Genomic DNA, 25048 nt, shown 5'->3' on the forward strand with positions numbered 1-25048 from the left:
TGATCTCCCTAGAGGCTTCCGAGATAGCGATCCCAGAAATGATTGCGGAAGGTAAGGCCGGGATCTAGGCGGCGCTTGGCCGCTGCAAATTCTCCGGCACGGGGATAGGCGCGGGTAAACTGATCCAATCGGGCATGCGGCCGATACGGCAGATAGTAGCTGCCGCCGATTGAGAGCACGCGCTCGATCAGCGCTTCCGTCATGCGCTGCATGTCGGCCTCGCCTCTGACAGTCTTTTCCTGCGAGAAGAGCATGACCGCGGCAATGCGGGGTTCCGTGGCGTAAGCCAGCACACTGTCGCGATCGGTATCGACATAGCGCAGCGTGATGTTCAGGAGCTGCTGATAGGAGGCCGGAATGATATCCTGGCAGGCTGCGACGAAATCAGCGAAGCGAGACGGCGAGACGAAATATTCGTGCAGGATATCCGTGCGGGACGGATCGCGGTCGTCGAGCGTGACGACAGGTTCGTTCATCAGGCTGTTGCGCGTCGCCTGCTCCGCAAGCGATGGGTTAATGACAGCCTCGGTCCACCAGCGAAGATGTTTGGCCGTATCCGAACCGAGCTGCGCCCGGAAGATTTCGCGGGATATGTGGCTGATAAAACCGGAGCCGGAGGCCGGAGGTATCTTCGTCTGGTCCGAAGCGGCGCGATAGGTGATCAGCAGCGCCTCTTCAAAAAAACGATCGACCGAAATATCCATACGGCCATAGGCCATGTTGATCGCGCTATCGCTCGCCAGAACTTCGGCAAAGCGCCATCCGAGATCCTCACCCGCCAAATGCTCGAAGGTAGGCTGCAGAAGCACGTTCGGCACCATGTCGAGCTCAAGTTCGGTGATGATACCAAAAAGGCCGTATCCGCCCATGGCATGGTTGAAGAGCTCCGCGTTTTCCGTGCGTGAGCAGGTCAGCAGATTGCCGTCCACCGTCATCAACCTGATAGAACGGACGGTACTGCCGCAGGCGCTGAAAGGAACCGGCCAGCCGTGCGCATTGACCGAAAAGGTACTGGCGACGCCGAAATCATTGTTGGACTGCATGACGGCGGGCGAAAAGCCGATGGTATCGAGCTTGGAAATGATCGTCGACCAGCGCGTACCGGCGGCGACGCGGTAGGTCTTGGCGGCCGTATCCGCCTCCAGCCAATCCTGATCTAGCGTTAGCGCCGTACCGTTTTCGGCAAGGCTCTGGCCACCCATCGAATGGCGTGCGGCGCTGGCGATGAAGGGCCGGTTTGCCTTGACCGCATCGGCCAGTGCTGCGCGTAACTGCCCGATCATGGCATCCTGCGGCGGCTCCTTGACGGTCAGATGGGCCACGACCCGGGTCGGCGTCAGCTCTCCCGCGTCATTGAGAACGATCGTGCCGTCTTCAACGGGAAGCTCTGTCGGAAAGGCTGGTCCGGGATCACTTTGCGGCTGAAGCAAAAAACGCCCTGCCGCCACACCGGCTGCGGCCGAAATACCGGCCAGCACCCCTCGCCTTGTCCACCTGCCCACAACATTCCCCCTCCGGATGAATCGGCAAGCTCTTCATAGCGCAATAAAAAACCAGGCGGCAGAGGCCGCCCGGTCTGCAATGAGAAAGTGGTGAATTATTCAGCCGATGGGGTTTCGTCAGCTTCGCCCACTGCAGGAACTTCGCCTTCGGAAACCACGGCTTCTTCACCGTTCTCTGCCGCCTCTTCTTCCGGCTCGCTGATGCGCTCGACCGATACGACCTTCTCATCCTTGGCAGTGGAGAAGATTGTCACGCCCTTGGTCGCGCGGCTGGCGATACGGATGCCGCCGACCGGAACGCGGATCAGCTGACCGCCATCCGAAACAAGCATGATCTGATCGCCATCGTCGATCGGGAAGGCGGCGACCAGTTCGCCGATTTCGCCTGTCTTCGACGTATCGGTGGCGCGGATACCCTTACCGCCGCGACCGGAGATGCGGAAATCGTAGGAAGACGAGCGCTTGCCGAAGCCCTTTTCAGAAACCGTCAGCACGAATTGCTCGCGTGCCTTCAGCTCTTCATAACGCTCGTCGGAGAGCTGTCCCTCTTCGGTGACTTCTTCACCGACCAGAGCGATATCCTCTTCGTCCACGCCCGTCGCACGACGTTCGGCGGCGGAGCGCTTGAGATAAGCAGCGCGCTCCCACGGCTCGGCATCGACATGACCGACAATCGTCATCGAAATGATGCGGTCACCATCTCCGAGATTGATGCCGCGCACGCCGATGGAATTGCGGCCGGCGAAGACGCGGACATCATCGACCGGGAAGCGGATGCACTGGCCGAGCGCCGTCGTCAGCAGAACGTCGTCCCGATCCGTGCAGGTCTCGACGGAGAGGATTTCATCGCCCTCCTCGTCCAGCTTCATGGCGATCTTGCCGTTGCGGTTCACCTGGACGAAATCCGACAGCTTGTTGCGGCGGACCGTGCCACGCGTGGTCGAGAACATGACGTCGAGATTATCCCAGCTGTCCTCATCCTCAGGCAACGGCAGGATGGTGGTGATGCGTTCACCTGACGCCAGCGGCAGCATGTTAATCAGCGCCTTGCCGCGCGAGGTTGGGGTGCCGATCGGCAAGCGCCAGACCTTTTCCTTGTAAACGATGCCGCGCGAGGAGAAGAACAGAACCGGTGTGTGGGTATTTACCACGAATAGCCGGCTAACAAAATCCTCGTCACGAGTGGTCATACCCGAACGGCCCTTGCCGCCGCGGCGCTGCGCACGATAGGTCGTCAGCGGCACACGCTTGATGTAGCCGAGATGGGAGACGGTCACGACCATATCTTCGCGGGCGATGAGGTCCTCATCGTCCATTTCGAGACCGCCATCGACAATCTCGGTGCGGCGCGGCGTGCCGAACTCGTCGCGGATTGCAGCGAGCTCGTCTTTGACGATCGTCTGGATACGGACACGCGACGACAGGATATCAAGATAATCCTTGATTTCCTCGCCTATCTTATTGAGTTCATCGCCAATTTCGTCACGGCCGAGAGCCGTCAGACGAGCAAGACGCAGCTCGAGGATGGCGCGGGCCTGCTCTTCGGAGAGGTTATAGGTCAGGTCTTCGTTGATGCGATGGCGGGGATCATCGATGAGACGGATCAGGCTTTCGACATCTTCCGCCGGCCAGCGGCGGGTCATCAGTTCTTCGCGGGCCGACTGCGGGTCCGGCGCCTGGCGGATGACGCGAATGACTTCGTCGATGTTGGCAACGGCAATCGCCAGACCGACCAAGACGTGGGCGCGTTCGCGCGCCTTGCGGAGCAGAAATTTCGTTCTCCGGCTAACGACTTCCTCGCGGAAGGAGACGAAGGCGCGAAGCATGTCGAGCAGCGTCAGCTGTTCCGGCTTGCCGCCGTTCAGCGCCACCATATTGCAGCCGAAGGAGGTCTGCAGCGGTGTGTAACGATAAAGCTGGTTCAGGATGACGTCGGCATTGGCGTCGCGCTTCAATTCGACGACAACGCGATAGCCCTGGCGGTCGGATTCATCGCGCAGGTCGGAGATGCCTTCGATGCGCTTCTCGCGCACCAGTTCGGCCATCTTCTCGATCATCGTCGCCTTGTTCACCTGATAGGGGATCTCGGTGATGATGATCTGCTCGCGGTCGCCGCGCATCGGCTCGATGGTGGCAACGCCGCGCATGACGACGGAACCGCGGCCGGTTTCGTAGGCCGAGCGGATCCCGGAGCGGCCGAGAATCTTGGCTCCGGTCGGGAAGTCGGGGCCAGGAATGATCTGCATCAGTTCCGGCAATTCAATCGCGGGATCGTTGATCAGCGCAATACAGCCGTCGATGACCTCAGAAAGGTTATGCGGCGGAATGTTGGTCGCCATGCCGACGGCGATGCCGCCCGCGCCATTGACCAGCAGGTTCGGGAACTTGGCGGGAACAACGACGGGTTCAGACAGCGTGCCGTCATAGTTGTCGCGGAAGTCGACAGTTTCCTTGTCGAGGTCATCGAGCAGCGAATGGGCGGCCTTCTGCAGGCGGCATTCGGTGTAACGTTCTGCCGCCGGCGGGTCACCGTCGACAGAACCGAAATTGCCCTGGCCGTCGATGAGCGGCAGACGGAGCGACCAATCCTGCGCCATGCGGGCGAGCGCATCGTAAATCGCGGCGTTGCCGTGCGGATGGTATTTACCCATCACATCCCCGGTAACGCGGGCGCATTTGACGTATTTCTTGTTCCAGTCGATGCCGAGCTCGGACATGCCGTAAAGGATGCGCCGATGCACGGGCTTCAGGCCATCGCGCACGTCGGGCAGCGCACGCGACACGATCACGCTCATGGCGTAATCGAGATAGGACCGCTGCATTTCCTCCATAATGGAGATGGGCTCGATGCCTGGCGGGAGCTTCCCGCCGCCGGGGGGTGTTTGCTCAGTCAAAACGGTTCACGTTCTCTTCTAGAATCACTCGAAGATTTATAGCGGAAAGCCTGTTCCCACGCCAATTTGGCCAAGGGTTTTGAACAGGCTTTTGCGGTCGAAAGAGGGCAAACCACGGTATTTGCCCGTAGTAGGAAGACAATCAGCAATCATGCATTTGCCAAATCGGAATCGGTACAGCACAATCATGAAAAACAAGCATCTATATGGGGTTTTGGAGAAGCGATGGCAAGCGCCGACCAACTGATCAACGCGTTCACGACGCTGCTCGTCACCATCGATCCGCCAGGGCTTGCCCCGCTCTTTCTCGGCCTCACTGTGGGTATGAGCCGCCCGGAGCGAAAGCAGGTGGCGCTGCGCGGCATCACGATCGCCTTCATCATCCTTGCCGTTTTCGCGCTGTTCGGCTCCGGCGTGCTCGGCGTTCTCGGCATTTCCATCGGCGCATTCCGGCTGGCGGGCGGACTGCTGCTTTTTTGGATAGCCTTCGAAATGGTCTTCGAGCGTCGGCAGGACCGCAAGGAAAAGACCACGGAAGTGGCGATCATCAAGGATCATATCGAGAATATCGCCGTCTTCCCGCTTGCCCTGCCGCTGATCGCCGGACCGGGGGCCATTTCGGCGACGATCCTGCTCGGAGGCACCCTGCCCTCCACCGTCGAGCGTGCGCAGCTAATCGGCGTCATTGCCGGCTGCCTGCTGATCACGCTGGTGGCGCTATTCCTCGCCGACCGGCTTGACCGCTTCCTCGGCGTCACCGGCCGCGCGATCCTGACCCGTCTTCTCGGCGTCATCCTGGCGGCTCTTGCCGCCCAGTTCGTCGTGGACGGTGCGAAATCCGCCCTCAACCTGATCAGCGCGACGCCGACCTGAAAACGGCGCTTACACATCGGCCCGAAAATCGGAATCGATTTTCGGGCCGATGTGTGGATTCAAAAAGTTAGAGCGCGATCCTCAAATCTTCGGTTAGGATCGATCAAAACGGGATGTCGTCGTCGAGGTCGCGCGAGAAGTTGCCGCCACCGCTGTTGTTGCTGCCGCCACGGGCGCTGCTGCGGCCACCCCCCGACGACGGACCCGCGCCGTAGTCGTCGCCCCCGAAATCATCGCCGCCGCGACCGCCGCCGAAGCCGGAGCTCGCGCCGCCGCCTTCGCCACGACCGTCGAGCATCGTCAGCGTCGAATTGAAGCCCTGCAGCACGATTTCCGTCGAGTAGCGGTCGTTGCCGTTCTGATCCTGCCATTTGCGGGTCTGCAGAGCGCCCTCGATATAGAGCTTGGCGCCCTTCTTCACATATTGTTCGACGACCTTGCAGAGGCCTTCGTTGAAGACGACGACGGTGTGCCATTCAGTCTTCTCGCGGCGCTCGCCGGAGTTGCGGTCGCGCCAGGTTTCTGAGGTCGCGATGCGGAGATTGGCGATCGGCCGGCCATCCTGCGTGCGCCGGATTTCGGGGTCGGCACCCACGTTTCCGATAAGAATTACCTTGTTCACACTGCCAGCCATATCGCTCACCTTACTGCCGCCCTGACCGGCGGCGTTCAAAAATCATCGGCGCACCTTAAACCATAGAGGACAAGCGATGCGCATCCAGGCCCTCTTAATCCACAAGGAATTTTGTTCTTTATTTGTTCTAATTATTCGCTATGATCCTGTCAACAGAATCGAAAACCTTTGTTGTTCCGGACATTCAGCCTCGACTCGCCCGCTGGCATCACTAAATAAGGGCTGTGATCCCCAAACCACTTGAAGCAGAGACGATGAGCGAACTGAAGACGATCTCCATCCGTGGCGCGCGCGAGCATAATCTGAAGGGCATCGACCTCGATCTGCCGCGCAACAAGCTGATCGTCATGACCGGCCTTTCCGGCTCCGGCAAATCCTCGCTCGCCTTCGATACGATCTATGCCGAGGGCCAGCGCCGCTATGTCGAAAGCCTTTCCGCTTACGCGCGACAGTTCCTGGAAATGATGCAGAAGCCTGATGTCGATCAGATCGACGGCCTGTCGCCGGCAATCTCGATCGAGCAGAAGACGACCTCGCGCAATCCGCGCTCGACCGTCGGCACCGTCACCGAAATCTACGACTATATGCGCCTGTTGTTTGCACGTGTCGGCGTTCCCTATTCGCCGGTCACCGGCCTACCGATCGAGAGCCAGACAGTGAGTCAGATGGTGGACCGTGTGCTCGCCTTCGAGGAAGGTACACGTCTTTATATATTGGCGCCGATGATCCGGGGCCGTAAGGGCGAGTACAAGAAGGAACTGGCGGAGCTCATGAAAAAGGGCTTCCAGCGCGTCAAGGTTGACGGGCAGTTCTACGAGATCGCCGATGCGCCAACGCTCGACAAGAAATACAAACACGATATCGATGTCGTCATCGACCGTATCGTCGTGCGGCCCGACATGGCTTCGCGCCTGGCCGACAGTTTCGAAACGGCGCTGAAGCTTGCCGACGGCCTCGCCGTTGCCGAATTCGCCGACAAGCCGCTGCCGCCTGAGGAAACCTCGGCCGGTGGCTCGGCCAACAAGTCGCTCAATGAAACGCATGAGCGCGTGCTGTTTTCGGAAAAGTTTGCCTGCCCGGTCTCCGGCTTCACCATTCCGGAAATTGAACCACGGCTCTTCTCTTTCAACAATCCTTTCGGCGCGTGTCCGACCTGCGACGGTCTCGGTTCACAGCAGAAGATCGACCCGGATCTGATCGTGCCCGAGCCGGAGCGTACACTGCGCGACGGTGCGATCGCGCCCTGGGCCAAGTCCACTTCGCCCTATTACAACCAGACGCTGGAAGCGCTCGGCAAGCATTTCGGCTTCAAGCTCGGCAGCCGCTGGAACGACCTTCCCGAAAAAGCCAAGGATGTCATCCTGAACGGCACCGAGGAGAGGATCGAATTCCACTATGCCGATGGCGCGCGTTCCTACACCACCTCGAAGAATTTCGAAGGCATCGTACCCAATCTCGAGCGGCGCTGGAAAGAAACGGATTCGGCCTGGGCGCGCGAGGATATCGAGCGCTTTATGTCGGCAGCACCCTGCCCGTCCTGCAACGGCTTTCGCCTGAAGCCGGAAGCGCTGGCGGTCAAGATCAACAGGCTGCATATCGGCGAAGTCACGCAAATGTCGATCCGCATCGCCCGCGACTGGTTCGAGGAACTGCCGGCGACATTCAACGCCAAGCAGAACGAGATTGCCGTGCGCATTCTCAAGGAAATCCGCGACCGATTGCGTTTCCTCAATGATGTGGGTCTCGAATATCTCAGCCTGTCGCGCAATTCCGGCACGCTGTCGGGCGGCGAGAGCCAGCGTATCCGACTTGCCTCGCAAATCGGATCGGGCCTGACCGGGGTTCTCTACGTGCTCGACGAACCGTCGATCGGCCTGCATCAGCGCGACAACGCCCGCCTGCTCGACACGCTGAAGCACCTTCGCGACATCGGCAACACAGTCATCGTGGTCGAGCATGACGAAGATGCGATCCTGACGGCAGATGACGTGGTCGATATCGGCCCGGCGGCGGGCGTCCATGGCGGCCAGGTGGTGGCGCATGGCACGCCGCAGGAGATCATAGCCAATCCGAAATCGCTGACCGGCAAATATCTGTCGGGCGAACTTGGCGTGGCCCTGCCTGACGAACGGCGCAAGCCGAAGAAGGGCAAGGAGATCAAGGTTATTGGTGCACGCGGCAACAATCTGAAGAACGTCACAGCGGCGATCCCGCTCGGGGTCTTCACGGCGGTGACAGGCGTGTCAGGTGGTGGCAAGTCCACCTTCCTTATCGAGACGCTCTACAAGTCGGCGGCACGACGCGTCATGGGCGCACGCGAAATCCCTGCCGATCACGACCGCATCGATGGTTTCGAGCATATCGACAAGGTGATCGACATCGACCAGTCGCCGATCGGCCGCACACCGCGTTCGAACCCGGCCACTTATACAGGCGCCTTCACTCCGATCCGGGACTGGTTTGCCGGCCTGCCGGAGGCAAAGGCACGCGGCTATCAGCCGGGCCGCTTCTCTTTCAACGTCAAGGGCGGCCGGTGCGAGGCCTGCCAGGGCGATGGCGTTATCAAGATCGAGATGCACTTCCTGCCTGACGTCTATGTCACCTGCGACGTCTGTCACGGCAAACGTTATAACCGCGAAACGCTTGATGTCACCTTCAAGGGCAAGTCGATCTCCGACGTGCTGGACATGACGGTGGAAGAAGGCGTCGAGTTCTTCGCAGCGGTTCCGGCCGTACGCGACAAGCTGCAGTCTCTGTTCGATGTCGGTCTTGGCTATATCAAGGTCGGCCAGCAGGCCAATACGCTTTCGGGTGGCGAGGCGCAGCGCGTCAAGCTCGCCAAGGAACTATCGAAGCGCTCGACGGGCCGCACGCTCTATATCCTCGACGAGCCGACGACCGGCCTGCATTTCCATGACGTCTCCAAGCTTCTGGAAATGCTGCACGAACTGGTCAATCAGGGCAATTCGGTTGTTGTCATCGAGCACAATCTCGAAGTCATCAAGACGGCCGACTGGATCCTCGATTTCGGACCTGAAGGTGGCGACGGCGGCGGCGAGATCGTGGCCGTCGGCACGCCGGAGACCATCGTCCAGGAGAAGCGTTCCTATACCGGTCAGTTCTTGAAGGAATTGCTGGAGCGGCGGCCGGTCAAGAAGGCGGTCGTAGCAGCGGAATGACGATGCGGCTCGCCACGATTGCGGAACTGCCTGCGGTCATGACGCTGACATCGGCTGCCTATCAGCCCTATACCGATCTTTTCGGCTATCCGCCGATCCCGGTGACGGAAAATTACGAGCCGCGGATCGAGCGCGGCGAAGTCTGCTACGGGAGGCTGATGGTACCGTGGCGGGGCTCGCGGTCGTCGAGCGCCATGCCAACCACGTGATGCTTTTCAGCATTGTGGTATCGCCAGACTTCCAGGGAGCGGGACATGGCGTGGCCATGCTGCGCTGGCTGGAGGACAAGGCGCGGGAGTGGGGAAAGCCAGAGATGCGGCTCTATACCAATGCGCGGATGGAGCGAAACATCGCGCTTTATTCCGCCTTCGGTTTTCAGGAAACGGGTCGCCGGCCCAATCCCTATCGGCCAGGATGGACCATCGTCGACATGACAAAGAAGGTCGATGGGGCAAAGAAGGTTGGCGCGATCTGAGGGATCGCAAGAGGAGGAGCAGATGAGCAAATCGGGCACGATCCGCGTAGGTATCGGCGGCTGGACATTCGAGCCGTGGCGCGGCCATTTCTTTCCCGCCGATCTCAAGCAGAAAGACGAGCTGAACTATGCCAGCCGCCAGCTGAAGGTCATCGAAGTCAACGGCACCTACTACAGCACGCAGAAGCCAGCGGTCTTTGCCAAATGGGCCGCTGATGTGCCCGATGGCTTCGTTTTTTCGCTAAAGGCAACGCGTTACACGACGAACCGCCGTGTGCTTGCAGAGGCATGGGAATCGATGGAGAAATTCCTTTCATCCGGCATCAGCGAACTTGGCGATCATCTCGGCCCTCTGCTCTGGCAGTTTGCGCCGACGAAAAGGTTCGAACCCGATGATTTCGAGGCGTTCCTGAAGCTGCTGCCGGAGAAGCAGGACGGACTGAAGCTGCGCCATGTCGTGGAAGTCAGGCACGATTCCTTCAAGGTGCCGGAATTCGTCGCACTGCTTGAGAAATATGGTGTGGCGCCTGTCTGCGCAGAGCATTTCGACTATCCGATGATTGCCGATGTGACGGCGGATTTCGTCTATACGCGGCTTCAGAAGGGATCGGATGACATTCCGACCTGCTATCCGGAACCGGAGTTGAAGGACTGGGCCAAACGACTTGAGACCTGGGCCGAAGGAAAAGTGCCTGACGACCTGCCGTTGATCGACAAGGACAGGAAGGTCAAGGTCGAGCCGCGCGACGTCTTTGCTTTCATGATCCATGAGGGCAAAGTTAATGCGCCGCATGGGGCGATCGCCCTGCAGAAGCGGATCGACAAATAATCGCTCAGTAGGGCAGTACGTGCGCGGCGAGATCTTCGGCCGTCAACCCTTTCCCGGCGCGGTGGCCTGCCTCTCCATGCAGCCAGACAGCAACAGCTGCTGCCTCGAATGCCGGCAGGCCCTGAGCGAGCAAGCCGCCGATAATGCCTGCCAGCACATCGCCGGAACCGGCGGTCGCGAGCCAGACCGGTGCGTTGGTGTTGATCAGCGCCCGTCCGTCCGGAGAGGCGATGACGGTATCGGCACCCTTGTAGATGATGATTGCATTAGAGCGGCCGGCGGCGGCCAGTGCCTTGTCCACCTTTCCTGCCCTCTTATCTGCGGCGATATCAGGAAAGAGGCGCGCAAACTCGCCATCATGTGGCGTTAGAACGAGGCGCGGCTCTCCCCTGAACAGATCGAACAGCGCTTGCGGGTCATCCTTGAACGAGCTGATGCCGTCGGCATCGAGAACGAGATGACGGTCGCGCAGTAGGGATACGAATTTGCGGGCCTTCTTTCCGATGCCGAAGCCAGGGCCGAGAACGAAGGTCTGAAGACGTGCATCTTCAAGCCAGCCCTTCAATGCCGCCGCGTCGTCAATCGCGTGCAGCATAATGGCGGTCAGATGGGCGCTGTTGGCGGAAAGTGCTTCGCTCGGCGCGGCGATGGTGACAAGCCCGGCCCCGGCCTTCAGCCCCGCCATGGCCGACATGCGGGCGGCGCCTGTCTTGCTCGCATCACCTGAAAATACAACAAGGTGGCCACGCTTATATTTGTGTGTCTCCATCTGCTCGGTCGGAATGACAGCACGCCACGCGGCAGGTGTGTTCTCATCGACACGACCATCCGTCTGCGCGCTGATGATTCGGCTCGGAATACCGATATCGAAGACCTCAAGGCTGCCGCAAAGCTCCCTGCCCGGCATCAGCAGATGGCCGGGCTTGCGGGTCATGAAGGTCACGGTATGCGCCGCGCGGAAGGCGGCTCCGAGTACTGCGCCAGTGCGGCCGTCGAGGCCGGATGGCAGATCGACGGCGATGACCGCAATGCGCGCCTTCTCCACCTTTTGGATCAGTTCGGCCACGTCCGACGGGACAGAGCGCGTAAGGCCCGCACCAAAGAGACCGTCGATGACGATATCGCCCTGCTGCGGATCATAGTTGCCTATATCCAATCCCTTCAGTGCACAGGCTGCCCTCGCCCGTGCGGCGTCTCCCTTCAGCTTCTCCGGATCACCAAGATGAAAGATCTCCACGTTTGCGCCGCTCTCCTGCAGGAGCCGGGCAACCACATAGCCGTCGCCGCCATTGTTGCCCGGACCGCAGAGGACGGCAAAGCGTACAGCGCCCGGATAAAGCCGCAGCGCAGTGGCGGCGACCGCAGCACCTGCCTTCTCCATCAGGCCGTAAGAGTCGATTCCGGATTCAGCAGCAGCCCTATCGGCCGCGGCCATTTCTGCGGGTGTCAGGAGGAGATCGGAAAGGCGTTGGCTCATGGACCTATTCAATTCAAAAAACGCCTAAAAAACAACCGTATGATCAAGAAAACCAGAGGTCATATTTTATGCATCTGATTAATTTTTCATCGAATCGCAAGACGCCCGGGGAAGTCGAAATTGGAATGTCTTTTTTCAGATTTTGTGCCATTTTCGATAAAAACACGACCCTCTTCACCTTTTTTTTCATCAAAGCGACATGGAAACGCGGGCAAACAGCGCTGCGCGGATAAAATTCCGTGATTTTTTGCGTGGGACGGATTTCAAACTGGCACGATATCTGCATCATATCCGGCGAGCGGGAAAATTCCTGCTGTAACGGGAGAAGCGGAGAGACATTTTCTCATGAAAAAGATCGAAGCGATCATTAAGCCTTTCAAGCTGGACGAGGTGAAGGAAGCCCTTCAGGAAGTCGGTCTGCAGGGTATCACTGTCACGGAAGCGAAGGGCTTCGGTCGCCAGAAGGGCCATACCGAACTCTACCGCGGTGCTGAATATGTCGTCGATTTCCTGCCGAAGGTGAAGGTCGAGGTCGTGCTCGCAGATGAAAACGCGGAGGCCGTCATCGACGCGATCCGCAAGGCCGCGCAGACGGGGCGCATCGGCGACGGAAAGATTTTCGTTTCCAATGTCGAAGAGGTCATCCGCATCCGCACCGGTGAAACCGGTATCGATGCCATCTGACCGGCTTTGCCTTTCGGCGAAGCTCACTCATCCTCATCGTACATAACCTAACGTCATCACAAAATAGAGGAAGCATCTTATGGCGAGTGCAAGCGAAATCCTGAAGCAGATCAAGGAAAACGACGTCAAGTTCGTCGATCTGCGCTTCACCGACCCCAAGGGCAAGCTGCAGCACGTAACGATGGACGTAACCTGCGTCGATGAAGACATGTTCGCCGACGGCGTCATGTTCGACGGTTCCTCGATCGGCGGCTGGAAGGCGATCAACGAGTCAGACATGGTGCTGATGCCCGACACCGAAACGGTGCACATGGACCCGTTCTTCGCTCAGTCGACCATGGTCATCGTCTGCGACATCCTCGATCCGGTTTCCGGTGAAGCTTATAACCGCGATCCGCGCGGCACCGCCAAGAAGGCCGAAGCCTATCTGAAGGCATCCGGCATCGGCGACACGATCTTCGTCGGCCCGGAAGCCGAATTCTTCGTCTTCGATGACGTCAAGTACAAGGCCGATCCGTATAATACCGGCTTTAAGCTCGACTCCACAGAGCTGCCATCGAACGACGACACGGATTACGAGACCGGCAACCTCGGCCACCGTCCGCGCGTCAAAGGCGGCTATTTCCCGGTTCCGCCCGTCGACAGCGCCCAGGACATGCGTTCGGAAATGTTGACGGTTCTCTCCGAAATGGGCGTCGTCGTCGAAAAGCACCACCACGAAGTGGCTGCCGCCCAGCACGAACTCGGCATCAAGTTCGACACGCTCGTTCGCAACGCCGACAAGATGCAGATCTACAAATATGTCGTTCATCAGGTCGCCAATGCCTACGGCAAGACCGCAACCTTCATGCCGAAGCCCATCTTCGGCGACAACGGCTCGGGCATGCACGTGCATCAGTCGATCTGGAAGGGCGGCAAGCCGACGTTCGCCGGCGACGAATATGCAGGCCTTTCCGAAACCTGCCTCTACTATATCGGCGGGATCATCAAGCATGCCAAGGCCATCAACGCCTTCACCAACCCGTCGACGAACTCCTACAAGCGTCTTGTCCCGGGTTATGAAGCGCCGGTACTGCTGGCCTATTCCGCCCGCAACCGCTCGGCCTCCTGCCGCATTCCGTTCGGCTCCAATCCGAAGGCAAAGCGCGTCGAAGTCCGCTTCCCGGATCCGACCGCAAACCCCTACCTCGCCTTTGCCGCCATGCTGATGGCCGGCCTCGACGGCATCAAGAACAAGATCCATCCCGGCAAAGCCATGGACAAGGACCTCTACGACCTGCCGCCGAAGGAACTGAAGAAGATCCCGACCGTCTGCGGTTCGCTCCGCGAAGCGCTCGAAAGCCTCGACAAGGACCGCAAGTTCCTGACGGCGGGCGGCGTCTTCGATGACGATCAGATCGATGCGTTCATCGAACTGAAGATGGCCGAAGTGATGCGCTTCGAAATGACGCCGCATCCGGTCGAATACGACATGTACTACTCGGCATAAGACAAGAGTTGAAAGCCCTGGTTCGCCGGGGCTTTTTTCGATCCTGAGGCCATAAGGGCCAATGGGCAGAGATGACAGTCATGTGACGAAATCCCGCAAAAATCTTGATTTGCGGGGGACCGATCACCAAATTGGGTGAGAAAGGAAGTCGTACCATGAAAGAAAGAGTTGCAAAGTTCAGTATAGGCGAAGTGGTCCGGCACAAGGTTTTTCCGTTTCGCGGAGTCATCTTCGACGTTGATCCGGAGTTCGCGAATACGGAAGAATGGTGGAATTCCATTCCCGCGGAAGTCCGCCCCAGCAAAGACCAGCCGTTTTACCATCTGCTTGCCGAAAATGACGATAGCGAGTATGTCGCCTACGTCTCCGAGCAGAACCTGATAAGCGACGAAAGCGATATGCCGCTTCGCAATCCGCAGGTCGAGCAGATCTTCGACCGCAGCCCGACAGGCCAGTTCAAACCCAAGATGAGCTTCGCCCATTAAGTCGGATCACATAACCCGCATGGCAAGGCCCCGCATGTCGGGGCCTTTCTTTTAGCGACAAAAAACCCGGCCTGAAGCCGGGTCTTCCGTCAATTCATGAAAGTCCCGATTACTGGGCCTTTGCTGCCTTCTGGGCGTCTTCCAGCTTCTTGCGGGCTTCTTCGGCCTTCTTCTGCATGCTGTCCTGCAGGCTGCGCTGGCTTTCGGCGAGCTTCGATTCGGAAACCGGTTCGCCGTCATAAGCGCCGGTGAAGCCTTCGAGCGAAACCTTGATCGGGTTGGCAGCACGGCGGAAGTTGATCGAGGTGAAGACCACGTCGCTGCCCTTCTTGAGGCTTGCGATCATGGCGTCGGTCAGCGGAATTTCCGCCGTGCACTTGTCCGGCAGGCAGACGGCGTAATCGAGCTTCTGGCCCTTGCCGCCATCGATCTGCATGCTGATGCCCGGAGGAATCAGGCGTGCGGCCGGAACCGAAACCTGAAGGATCTTGCGGTTGATCTTGCCGGAAACCGAGATGAGGCCAACAGCCGTCACCAGTTGGCCGCCATTGGCGAGAACCAGGTTCTGAACAACGCAGATGTCGTTGTCTTCCTGCTTGCTGCAGGTCTTGTACCAGCCGAGGCGCGGTGCGCCGGCGGCCTGTGCGGGAGCGTCGGCCGACGCTGCCGGAGCCTGGGCGGCTGCGTCCTGTGCGAAGGACGAGACCGGAGCCGAAGCACCGAAGACCACTGCCATAACGGACAGCGCTGCCCGCATTTTCTTTTCAGACTTGAACATCATAACGAATTCCGTCTCCTGATATCCGTTGCGGGGCTACGTTCGGCCGCCCCAACCACCGGGTCGTTCGGCACTCCACCTCTTAAAAAATTAAGGCAAATGCATGACCCCAAAACTTCGGGTCACGTGTTACATCGCGCTGTTGAAGATATCCAGCATTTCTTTGGCAATTTCTCCGGCATTTTGGCACATAGGTAAAGAAAACGGCGGGTCCGGTTGGAATTGGACGCTCGCATGTTACCCTGCCGCCGAATCGTGCCCGTCGCCACGCATCGAGGAATTTCAGAATGCTTCGGATCGCCCTTCTCGCCGCTTTCACGCTGATCAGTGGCGCCGCCGCTGCTGAGCCCGTACATGGTATTGCCATGCACGGTGCGCCGGCGCTGCCTGCCGATTACAAGCACTTCCCTTACGTTAATCCCGACGTGAAGAAGGGCGGAAAAATCACCTATGGCGTGGTCGGCACTTTCGACAGCCTGAACCCTTTTATCCTGAAAAGCATGCGTACAACGGCGCGCGGCATGTGGGATCCGCAATTCGGCAACCTCGTCTACGAATCCATGCTGCAGCGTTCGAGCGACGAGCCTTTCACGCTCTACGGCCTGCTGGCGGAAACGGTGGAATGGGATGAAGACCGTACCTTCATCCAGTTCAACCTCAACCCGAAAGCCAAATGGTCGGACGGGCAGCCGGTTACGCCCGAAGATGTGATCTTTTCCTTCGAGCTGCTGCGCGACAAGGGACGCGTGCCCTTCTCCAGCCGCCTCAATCTCGTTTCGAAGATGGAGAAGGTCGGCGACCACAGCGTACGCTTCACCTTCAACGACAAGGCAGATCGCGAGACGCCGATGATCTTCGGCCTGTTTCCGATCCTGCCGAAACATGCGATCGACCTCGATAGTTTCGACCGCAGCACGCTCACGCCGCCCATCGGCTCCGGCCCCTACAAGATCAAGAGCCTGAAGCCGGGCGAGAGCATCACCTACGAGCGCGACCCGAACTATTGGGGCAAGGATATTCCGGCCAAGGTCGGCATGGACAATTACGACCAGCTTACCGTGCAGTATTTCCTGCAGGACACGACGCTTTTCGAGGCCTTCAAGAAAGGCGACGTTGATATCTATCTGGAAGGCAATCCGGGGCATTGGGCGAACGCGTATGATTTTCCGGCGGCAATGTCGGGCATGGTCGTGAAGGATGTGTTCAAGCCGAAACTGCCGAGCGGCATGCTCGGGTTCGTCTTCAATACGCGGCGGCCGATCTTTAGCGATATCAAGGTGCGCGAAGGTTTGTCGCTGGTCTTCGATTTCGAATGGGCCAACAAGAACCTCTACTCCGGTGCTTACAAGCGCACGCAAAGCTTCTGGCAGAATTCCGATCTCTCGAGCTTTGGCGTACCGGCGGATGCGCGTGAGCTGGCGCTGCTCGGGCCGATCAAGGACCAGATCGACCCCGCGATCCTTGATGGCAGCTATAAGCTGCCTGTGACCGACGGTTCTGGACGCGACCGCAAGGTGCTGAAGCAGGCTGTCGACCTCCTGAAACAGGGGGGCTACACAATCCAGGGTGGCAAGATGGCGGATGCGAGCGGGAAGCAGCTTGCCTTCGAGATCATGACGCAAAATCCCGATCAGGAAAAACTCGCCGTCGCCTATCAGCGTTCGCTACAGACGATCGGCGTCGCGGCATCGATCCGCACCGTCGACGATTCGCAATATCAGAGCCGGACGAACAGTTTCGACTACGACATGATCATGAAGGCCTATACTTCATCGCTGTCGCCCGGGAACGAGCAGCTGGGCCGCTGGTCGTCGGCCGCACGCACGCGCGAGGGTACGGACAGCTTTGCCGGGGCCAACGACCCCAATCTTGATACGCTGATCGATCATCTGCTGCGGGCGCGCTCGACAGAGGATTTCACGGCTGCCGTGCGCTCCTATGATCGGCTGCTGATTTCCAGTCACTATGTGTTACCCCTATACCACATCGATCAGCAGTGGGTTGCACGCAACAAGCGCATCGGTCATCCGGATGCTGTGCCGCTCTATGGCTATCAGTTGCAGACATGGTGGGATACGAGCGCGCAATAATCACATCATCAGGCGCGTTATTCTATTTCCTTTCTCTTGCCTCGACCTTCCTCTAAAGATCGTCGAAAACATCTTCTGTGCGATCGAGCCAACCGTCACTGAGGGATGGCAGAATAGGAATTACAATGGAACGCATCACCATCGACGTTGTCTCTGATGTCGTCTGTCCCTGGTGCTATCTCGGCAAGGCGCGGCTGGAGCTGGCGATCGCTGAGGTGCAGGATGAAATCGGCGTCGATATCAACTGGCGCCCCTATCGCCTCAACCCGGATTATCCGCCCGAAGGCGTCGACCAGAAAAAGATGCTGGAGCAGAAACTCGGTGGCGCCGAACGTGTGGCTGAGGCGCACAAGATGCTGACTGGCTATGGCCGCGACGTCGGCATCAAGTTCAATTTCGATGCCATCAAGATCGGACCGAACACGCTGGATGCGCACCGCCTGATCCACTGGGCTGGTGTCGAGGACCGGCAGAAGCAGGAGGCCGTCGTCTCGGCGCTGTTCAAGGCCAATTTCGAAGAAGGCCGCAACGTCGGCGATCACGACGTGTTGCTCGATATTGCCGACAAGGCCGGCCTGCAGCGTCCTGTCATTGCCGCGCTGCTCGCTTCGGACGCCGACAGCAGCGTCATTCTCTCGGAAATCGACGCAGCGCAGCGCATGGGCGTCAACGGCGTGCCGTTCTTCATTTTCGATCAGCAATATGCCGTCAGCGGCGCGCAAACACCGGATGTGCTGGCAAGCGCCCTCAGGGAAATTGCCGCAGCAAAGGCCGAAGCACGCGCCGGGATGAATTGACAAGCGTCAGCATCTGCAAACTGAAAAACGCAGTCGAGGGCAGTTCGATTTTCGCCGGGCTGCCCTTAGCTTTTCGCGAGCTCCGCAAGCTGCGTCATGATCACGGCTGCACCCTGCAGACGCTTTTCCGGCGTCGGCAGATCGCGGGTCAGGAACAGGCTGTGGTCGGAGCGGATTTTGGCCATCGCGCCCTGCTTGCCGATATAACCGACGAGATTGGCCGGGTTCGGGAATTCCTTGTTGCGGAACTGCACGACGACACCCTTCGGTCCTGCATCGAGCTTTTCGACATTGGCCGTGCGGCAGAGCGACTTGATGTAGACGATCTTCAGCAGGTGCTGGACTTCGACCGGCATCGGGCCGAAGCGGTCGATCATCTCCGCACCGAAGCCGTCGATCTCCTTGAGATCGGTGAGTTCGCCGAGGCGACGGTAGAGTGCCATGCGCAGGTGCAGGTCGGGCACATAACCTTCCGGGATCATCACGGTCGTGCCGACGGATATCTGCGGCGACCAACCGCTATCCTTAATCTCGTCGACACCCTTCACCTCGGCGACCGCCTCCTCCAGCATCTGCTGGTAAAGCTCGAAGCCGACTTCCTTGATATGGCCGGACTGCTCCTCGCCGAGCAGGTTGCCGGCACCACGGATATCCAGATCGTGGCTTGCCAGCTGGAATCCGGCGCCGAGCGTATCCAGCGACTGCAGCACCTTGAGGCGGCGCTCGGCAGTTGCGGTCAGCACCTTGTTGACCGGCAGCGTGAATAGCGCGAAGGCGCGCACCTTCGAACGGCCGACACGACCGCGCAGCTGGTAGAGCTGGGCGAGGCCGAACATATCTGCGCGGTGCACGATCAGCGTGTTGGCTGTCGGCACGTCGAGGCCGGATTCGACGATGGTGGTGGAGAGCAGCACATCGTAGCGGCCTTCGTAGAAGGCATTCATGATGTCTTCCAGCTCGCCGGCTGGCATCTGGCCGTGGGCGACGGCAACCTTCAACTCCGGCACGTCGGACTGCAGGAAGGCGTGAACGTCTTCGAGATCGGCAAGGCGCGGACAGACATAGAAGCTCTGGCCGCCGCGATAGTGCTCGCGCATCAGCGTCTCGCGGATGACGAGGCTGTCGAAGGGCGAAATGAAGGTGCGCACCGCCATGCGGTCGACTGGCGGCGTGGTGATGAGCGAGAGTTCGCGCACCCCGGTCATGGCAAGCTGCAGGGTGCGCGGGATCGGCGTTGCCGAAAGCGTCAGCACATGCACGTCGCTCTTCAATTCCTTCAGGCGCTCCTTGTGCTTGACGCCGAAATGCTGCTCCTCGTCGATGATCAGCAGGCCGAGATTGGCGAAGCTGATGCCGGCGCCGAGCAGCGCATGGGTGCCGACAACGATGTCAGTCTTGCCGTCGGCCACTTCCTTCTTGGTGAGCGCCAGCTCCTTGGAGCCGACGAGGCGCGAGGCCTGCTGGATTCGGATTGGCAAACCTCGGAAGCGCTCGGAGAAAGTCTTGAAATGTTGGCGGGAGAGCAGCGTCGTCGGCACGACGACGGCGACCTGCACACCATTCATGGCCGCAACGAAGGCGGCTCGCAGTGCCACTTCCGTCTTGCCGAAGCCGACGTCGCCACAGACGAGGCGGTCCATCGGCCGGCCGGCACCGAGATCTCCGCGCACGGCCTCGATGGCGTTTTCCTGATCTTCCGTTTCGTCGTAGGGGAAACGGGCAGCGAACTCATCATAGAGCCCTTCCGGCGTCGTCAGGACGGGCGCGTGGCGCGTCAGGCGCTCGGCCGCGATGCGGATCAGTGCATCGGCCATATCCAGCAGGCGCTTCTTGAGCTTGGCCTTGCGCATCTGCCATGCGCCGCCGCCGAGCTTGTCGAGTTGCACTTCCGTGCCCTCGCCGCCGAAGCGTGACAGGAGATCGATGTTTTCGACCGGCAGGAAGAGCTTTGCCTCATCGGCATATTGCAGTTCGAGACAGGCATGCGGCGCACCGGCTGCCTCGATGGTGCGCAGGCCGACGAAACGGCCGATACCGTGTTCGGCATGGACGACGATAGATCCCTCGTCCAGACCAGCGACTTCCGAGATGAAATCGGCGGCGCGCTTACGGCGACGCGAGCGGCGCACCATGCGGTCGCCGAGAATATCCTGTTCGCCGATGACGATGAGATCGCCGGTCTCGAAGCCAGATTCGAGGCTGAGCACGGCCGCGGCCGCCTCACCCTTCGAAAGACCGGAGACATCCTTCAGCGCCGTAATCTGCTTGACGCGTTCGAGGCCGTGTTCGTTCAGCACCTGCAGCAAACGCTCGAGCGACCCTTCGGTCCAGGCGGTGATGATGATCTTCGCACCGCCGGCGCGCTTGTCTGCGATGTGCTTGACGACGACGTCGAAGACATTGACGCGCTCGGCATCACCGCCGCCTTCGGCATTTGATCGCGCCCAGCGCTGCCCCTGGCGCGCATCGAGATTGACGACGCGGCGCGCCTCGCCTTCGTGCTCGTTGAAAGGCGACATGCGGATCGCGTTGATCGCATCGAGCGTGCGCGCAAAGGTCTTGCTGTCGAGATAGAGCTGACCGGGCGAGACCGGCTTGTAGGGCGTGCCCTGCGCCATCTGGCCCTTGCCCTGCTGGCCGGAATTCAGACGCGCGTCGTAATAGTCGTAGACGAGCTTGGAGCGTTCTTCAGCCGCCTCACGCACGGTGTGATCGGTGACGATGCGGAAGCCGGAGAGGTAATCGAACACCGTATCCAGCTTCTCGTAGAATAACGGGAGCCAGTGCTCCATGCCGGGATAGCGGCGACCTTCCGATACGGCGAGGTAAAGCGCATCGTCACGCGTGGCGGCGCCAAAGGTGGAGAGGTAGTTCTTGCGGAAACGGCTGATCGTATCCGGCGTCAGCGTCACTTCGCTCATCGGATTGAGATCGAGGGAACGCACCTGGCCGATCGTGCGCTGGCTGGCCGGATCGAAGCTGCGGATGCTCTCCAGTGTGTCGCCGAAGAAATCCAGGCGAACCGGTTCTTCCGAACCGGGCACGAAGACATCGAGGATGCCGCCGCGCACCGCATATTCTCCGACCTCGCGCACGGTCGCCACACGCTCGAAGCCGTTGCGCTCCAGCCGTCCGGCAATATCGTCCATCCGGACCTGATTGCCGGGACGCGCGGAAAAGGTCAGGCTTTCGATGATATCCTGCGGCGCCACCTTCTGCAGCATGGCATTGGCTGTCACCAGCACGATTGCCGCATGCGGCTTTTTGCGATGGGCGATCAGACCCGAGAGCGCGGCGAGCCGCCGCGCCGAAGTATCGGCGCTCGGCGAAACGCGGTCATAGGGAAGACAGTCCCAGGCGGGCAGCGTCAGGACCGGAATATCAGGGGCAACGAAGCCCAGCATCTGCTCCAGATCGGCCATGCGTTGACCATCCGACAGCACATAGGCGACCGGCTCGCCATTGCGGGCGAGCTCGGCTAGCAGCAGCGGCTCCATGCCTGCAGGCACATTGCCGATCGTCAGCGGCTCGGCGGCGGCTGCGAGCTTCTTGGCATCAAAACCAGGGATCATTCCGGCGTCCTGGGGGTCTCGAAGTCGGGTTTGTAGGCGGCAATGCGGGCAAACATGGGCGTCTGTAAATGCTCGGGCGTCGGCCAGGTTCCCATGATCCAGCGCACCAGGTCATTATCCTCTTCCGCCATGATCGTCTCGAATTCATCGAGCTCGACTTCGCTCATCGTGGGAAGTTCATTTTCAGCAAACTGGCCGAAGACAAGGTCCATCTCTCTGATGCCGCGATGCCAACAGCGGAAAAGAATCCGGCGGCGTCGCGGGTCAAGACCGGCGCTCGTGAGCGTTACACCTGTCATGGCATTCACCTTCTTTGTTGATGCGCCTCTATAGACTCTCAAAAGCGGCTTGTCAGCCTTGCCAAGGCCCTATTGTTCATCGCATTTTGGCGCCTATGCGCCCCGCCATTCTCGATCCGCTATTTTCCCCCGTTTCGGGCCTTCCGGGCGTCGGCCCAAAGATCTCGGAGCTCTTCGTCAAGCTGCTCGGACGTGAGACGCCAGAAGATTGCCGCGTCATCGATCTCCTGTTCCATGCGCCCTCCTCGCTGATCGACCGGCGCAACCAGCCGGGGATCGCCCGTGCGCCGCAAGGCGCCATCGTGACGATTACAGCGCGCGTGGACCGGCATCAGGCACCGCCGCGCGGAAATCGCAACGTTCCCTACCGGGTCTTCCTGCATGACGAGACGGGTGAGCTGACCCTCGTCTTCTTCCGCGGACAGGCAGCATGGCTGGAAAAACAGTTGCCGATCGATGAGGAAGTGACCGTCAGCGGCAAGGTCGACTGGTTCAATGGCCGCGCCTCAATGGTCCATCCGGATTATATCGTCAAGGCGAGCGAGGGCGAGAACCTGCCGCTGGTGGAGCCGATCTATCCGCTGACGGCAGGGCTTTCGCCGAAGACGCTGCGCAAGATCATCGAGGCTGCGCTGCCGCGCATGCCGGAGCTGCCGGAATGGATCGACCTTTCACTGGTGCAGAAACAGGGCCTGCCGTCGATCCGCGACAGCTTCCACATGCTGCACGAGCCGCGGGATACGTCTGACATAGATCCGCAGACCGCGGCCCGCCGCAGGCTCGCCTATGACGAATTTCTGGCGGGTCAGCTGTCGCTTTCGCTGGTGCGCCAGCGGCTGCGCAAGGTGGCCGGGCAACCCGTACATTCCACTGGAGAAGTCAGCGGCAAGATATTGCGAAGCCTTCCTTTTTCACCGACTCGCAGCCAGACTGAGGCTGTTGCCGACGTCCTGAAGGATATGGCTGGCGACGAGCGCATGCTGCGACTGCTGCAGGGCGATGTCGGCTCGGGCAAGACGCTCGTCGCGCTGCTGTCGATGGCCGCCGTCATCGAGAGTGGCGGACAGGCGGTGCTGATGGCGCCGACGGAAATTCTTGCCCGCCAGCATCATGCAACGATCTCAAAATTCGCTGATGCCGCGGGCCTTGGCGTCGAGGTGCTGACGGGCCGCACCAAAGGCCGCGAGCGGGAAGATATTCTCGAACGTATCGCGTCGGGCGACGCGCAAATCATCATCGGTACCCACGCTCTCTTCCAGGATAGTGTCAACTATAAGAACCTGATGCTGGCCGTTGTCGACGAGCAGCATCGTTTCGGCGTACACCAGCGCCTGCGGCTGACAGCAAAGGGCATCTCACCGCATATGCTGGTCATGACGGCAACGCCGATCCCGCGCACGCTGGTGCTGGCAGCCTTCGGCGATATGGATGTCTCGAAGCTGACCGAAAAACCCGCCGGACGAAAGCCGATCACCACCATCACCATTCCGACCGAGCGGACCGGGGAGATCGTCGGCCGGCTGAAAAGTGCGCTCTCGGAAGGCAAGAAGGCCTACTGGATCTGCCCGCTGGTCGAAGAATCCGAAGAAGTCGATCTGATGTCGGTGGAAGAGCGACATGCGACGCTCGTCTCGGCGCTCGGCCCCGGCATCGGTCTTATTCACGGACGGATGAGCGGGCCGGAAAAGGATGCGGTGATGCTCGCCTTCAAGAACGGCGAATTGCGGCTGCTGGTAGCGACGACCGTCGTGGAAGTCGGAGTCGACGTGCCTGACGCGACGATCATGGTGATCGAACATGCCGAGCGTTTCGGGTTGGCGCAACTACACCAGCTTCGCGGGCGTGTCGGACGTGGCGACGAGGCCTCGACCTGTATCCTACTCTACAAGGGACCGCTCGGCGAGACGGGTCATGCCCGGCTGTCAATCATGCGCGAGACGGAAGACGGTTTCCGGATCGCGGAAGAGGATCTGAAGTTGCGCGGCGAGGGCGAACTTCTGGGCACGCGGCAATCGGGCACGCCGGGTTTCCGTATCGCAAGCCTCGAGGCGCATGCCGATCTCTTGGAAATCGCTCGCAGGGACGCGGCCTATCTAATCGAGCGCGATCCGGAACTGACGAGCGAGCGCGGCGAGGCAGTGCGCACCCTGCTCTATCTCTTCCGTCGAGACGAAGCGATCCGGTTCCTCAGAGCCGGTTAATCGACTTTGGATATGGCCTTCGGTTTGGGGCGCACAACCGGCAAATGTTCCGGGGCGACGAGGCCGCCTGAGATCAGGAATTTGGCGGCATCTTCCGGGTTCATGTCGAGCATGACGATCTTCTCGCGCGGAACGAAGATGAGAAAGCCCGCCGTCGGCACCGGCGTCGGCGGCAGGAAAACGGCAACCATATCCTGCCCCATCGCATTGAATTTCGAAGCGACCTCACCCTTGGCATCGGTAGCGATGAAGACGAGCGCCCAAAGACCCGGCCCCGGATATTCGATGAGGCCGACCTTCTTGAAGGAATTCGACTGTTCCTTCAGCACCGTTTCGAAGATCTGCTTCACGCTTCTATAAATGGTGCGCACCAGCGGCATGCGCTGAACGATAGATTCGCCGAAGCGGACGATGCTTTGACCGATGAGGTTCTTGCCGAGGAAGCCAACGATTGTGATGATAATCACCGCGGTCAACAGACCGAAGCCGGGAATGGCGAAATTTATGTAGCTTTCCGGATTCCAGCGCGCCGGGATATAGGGCCGCACCCAGCTGTCCGACCAGTGGATGAACGTCCAGGTCAGCCAGATGGTGATCGCGATCGGCGCGCAGATGATAAGGCCGGCGAGAAAATTATTCCTCAGCCGCATTGCGACCGGCACACGGGGAGCCTTCTCGGTCATCTTTTCTGATGAACTCCGTTTCAGTCTTTAGACAGGCCGGTTCACCCAGCCCTCCCCCTGTGTCCGCAGGCACAAAACTGCCAGAATTCGGCTTATCATACAATATA

The 25048-nt window shown here is 59.8% G+C and carries 17 protein-coding genes and 1 pseudogene; 10 read left to right on the forward strand and 8 right to left on the reverse strand.

What is annotated here, in order from left to right; genetic code table 11:
- Positions 1–8 precede the first annotated feature (8 nt).
- Both FHT92_RS00105 and gyrA read right to left on the reverse strand, forming a co-directional pair.
- Positions 9–1502, reverse strand: a complete 1494-nt coding sequence (locus FHT92_RS00105) for an FAD-binding oxidoreductase (RefSeq protein WP_183821784.1) — start codon at positions 1500–1502, stop codon at positions 9–11.
- Between the two features lie 95 nt (positions 1503–1597).
- On the reverse strand, positions 1598–4396 hold the full coding sequence (gene gyrA / locus FHT92_RS00110) for a DNA gyrase subunit A (RefSeq protein WP_183821786.1): 2799 nt from the start codon (positions 4394–4396) through the stop codon (positions 1598–1600).
- Positions 4397–4621: 225 nt separating this feature from the next.
- On the opposite strand from gyrA, the gene FHT92_RS00115 reads away from it, so the two are divergent.
- The gene (locus tag FHT92_RS00115) at positions 4622–5269 is read left to right on the forward strand and encodes a MarC family protein (protein ID WP_183821788.1); all 648 of its coding nucleotides are present in this window, start codon (positions 4622–4624) and stop codon (positions 5267–5269) included.
- 103 nt (positions 5270–5372) lie between these two features.
- Here FHT92_RS00115 and FHT92_RS00120 read toward each other — a convergent pair whose 3' ends face one another.
- Positions 5373–5903, reverse strand: coding sequence for a single-stranded DNA-binding protein (locus FHT92_RS00120; protein ID WP_183821790.1), 531 nt, complete (start codon positions 5901–5903; stop codon positions 5373–5375).
- Positions 5904–6157: 254 nt separating this feature from the next.
- Here FHT92_RS00120 and uvrA point away from each other — a divergent pair, with 254 nt between their 5' ends.
- From uvrA to FHT92_RS00135, 3 genes and pseudogenes are all read left to right on the forward strand, one after another.
- Complete coding sequence (uvrA, locus tag FHT92_RS00125; RefSeq protein WP_183821792.1) at positions 6158–9082, forward strand: excinuclease ABC subunit UvrA; 2925 nt, start codon at positions 6158–6160, stop codon at positions 9080–9082.
- Positions 9079–9557: pseudogene (locus tag FHT92_RS00130) on the forward strand (N-acetyltransferase family protein). The gene uvrA and the pseudogene FHT92_RS00130 overlap by 4 nt, the downstream one beginning before the upstream one ends.
- 22 nt (positions 9558–9579) lie before the next feature.
- Complete coding sequence (locus FHT92_RS00135; RefSeq protein ID WP_183747268.1) at positions 9580–10386, forward strand: DUF72 domain-containing protein; 807 nt, start codon at positions 9580–9582, stop codon at positions 10384–10386.
- Between the two features lie 4 nt (positions 10387–10390).
- On the opposite strand, the gene FHT92_RS00140 is transcribed toward FHT92_RS00135, so the two are convergent.
- Positions 10391–11863, reverse strand: a complete 1473-nt coding sequence (locus tag FHT92_RS00140) for an NAD(P)H-hydrate dehydratase (protein ID WP_183821794.1) — start codon at positions 11861–11863, stop codon at positions 10391–10393.
- Between the two features lie 345 nt (positions 11864–12208).
- Here FHT92_RS00140 and FHT92_RS00145 point away from each other — a divergent pair, with 345 nt between their 5' ends.
- The 3 genes from FHT92_RS00145 to hspQ all read left to right on the forward strand — a co-directional run bounded on the left by FHT92_RS00145 (position 12209) and on the right by hspQ (position 14521).
- Entirely contained in the window at positions 12209–12547 is a 339-nt protein-coding gene (locus FHT92_RS00145) for a P-II family nitrogen regulator (RefSeq protein WP_003539626.1), read from the forward strand.
- 79 nt (positions 12548–12626) lie between these two features.
- The gene (glnA, locus tag FHT92_RS00150; protein WP_183747274.1) at positions 12627–14036 is read left to right on the forward strand and encodes a type I glutamate--ammonia ligase; all 1410 of its coding nucleotides are present in this window, start codon (positions 12627–12629) and stop codon (positions 14034–14036) included.
- 155 nt (positions 14037–14191) lie between these two features.
- Positions 14192–14521, forward strand: a complete 330-nt coding sequence (gene hspQ / locus FHT92_RS00155; protein ID WP_183747279.1) for a heat shock protein HspQ — start codon at positions 14192–14194, stop codon at positions 14519–14521.
- A gap of 109 nt (positions 14522–14630) precedes the next feature.
- Here the strand turns inward: hspQ and FHT92_RS00160 are convergent, their stop codons facing one another.
- Positions 14631–15302: an invasion associated locus B family protein gene (locus FHT92_RS00160; protein ID WP_183747281.1), complete on the reverse strand. Its 672-nt coding sequence runs from the start codon at positions 15300–15302 to the stop codon at positions 14631–14633.
- Between the two features lie 284 nt (positions 15303–15586).
- Here FHT92_RS00160 and FHT92_RS00165 point away from each other — a divergent pair, with 284 nt between their 5' ends.
- Together FHT92_RS00165 and FHT92_RS00170 are read left to right on the forward strand one after the other, a co-directional pair.
- Positions 15587–17389: an extracellular solute-binding protein gene (locus FHT92_RS00165; RefSeq protein ID WP_183747284.1), complete on the forward strand. Its 1803-nt coding sequence runs from the start codon at positions 15587–15589 to the stop codon at positions 17387–17389.
- A gap of 125 nt (positions 17390–17514) precedes the next feature.
- Positions 17515–18186, forward strand: coding sequence for a DsbA family oxidoreductase (locus FHT92_RS00170; protein WP_183747287.1), 672 nt, complete (start codon positions 17515–17517; stop codon positions 18184–18186).
- Between the two features lie 65 nt (positions 18187–18251).
- Here the strand turns inward: FHT92_RS00170 and mfd are convergent, their stop codons facing one another.
- Together mfd and FHT92_RS00180 are read right to left on the reverse strand one after the other, a co-directional pair.
- Positions 18252–21758 (reverse strand): transcription-repair coupling factor, encoded by a 3507-nt coding sequence (gene mfd, locus FHT92_RS00175; RefSeq protein ID WP_183821797.1) that lies wholly within the window; start codon positions 21756–21758, stop codon positions 18252–18254.
- Positions 21755–22057: a succinate dehydrogenase assembly factor 2 gene (locus tag FHT92_RS00180; protein ID WP_112547208.1), complete on the reverse strand. Its 303-nt coding sequence runs from the start codon at positions 22055–22057 to the stop codon at positions 21755–21757. Before FHT92_RS00180 ends, mfd begins: the two co-directional genes overlap by 4 nt.
- Before the next feature lie 95 nt (positions 22058–22152).
- On the opposite strand from FHT92_RS00180, the gene recG reads away from it, so the two are divergent.
- Entirely contained in the window at positions 22153–24258 is a 2106-nt protein-coding gene (gene recG, locus FHT92_RS00185; protein WP_183821799.1) for an ATP-dependent DNA helicase RecG, read from the forward strand.
- Here recG and FHT92_RS00190 read toward each other — a convergent pair.
- Positions 24255–24941 (reverse strand): DUF502 domain-containing protein, encoded by a 687-nt coding sequence (locus tag FHT92_RS00190; RefSeq protein WP_183821801.1) that lies wholly within the window; start codon positions 24939–24941, stop codon positions 24255–24257. The two genes, recG and FHT92_RS00190, sit on opposite strands and share 4 nt — an antisense overlap.
- Positions 24942–25048: the final 107 nt, after the last annotated feature.

This window comes from Rhizobium sp. BK377 (assembly GCF_014193935.1).
Classification (GTDB): Bacteria; Pseudomonadota; Alphaproteobacteria; order Rhizobiales; family Rhizobiaceae; genus Rhizobium.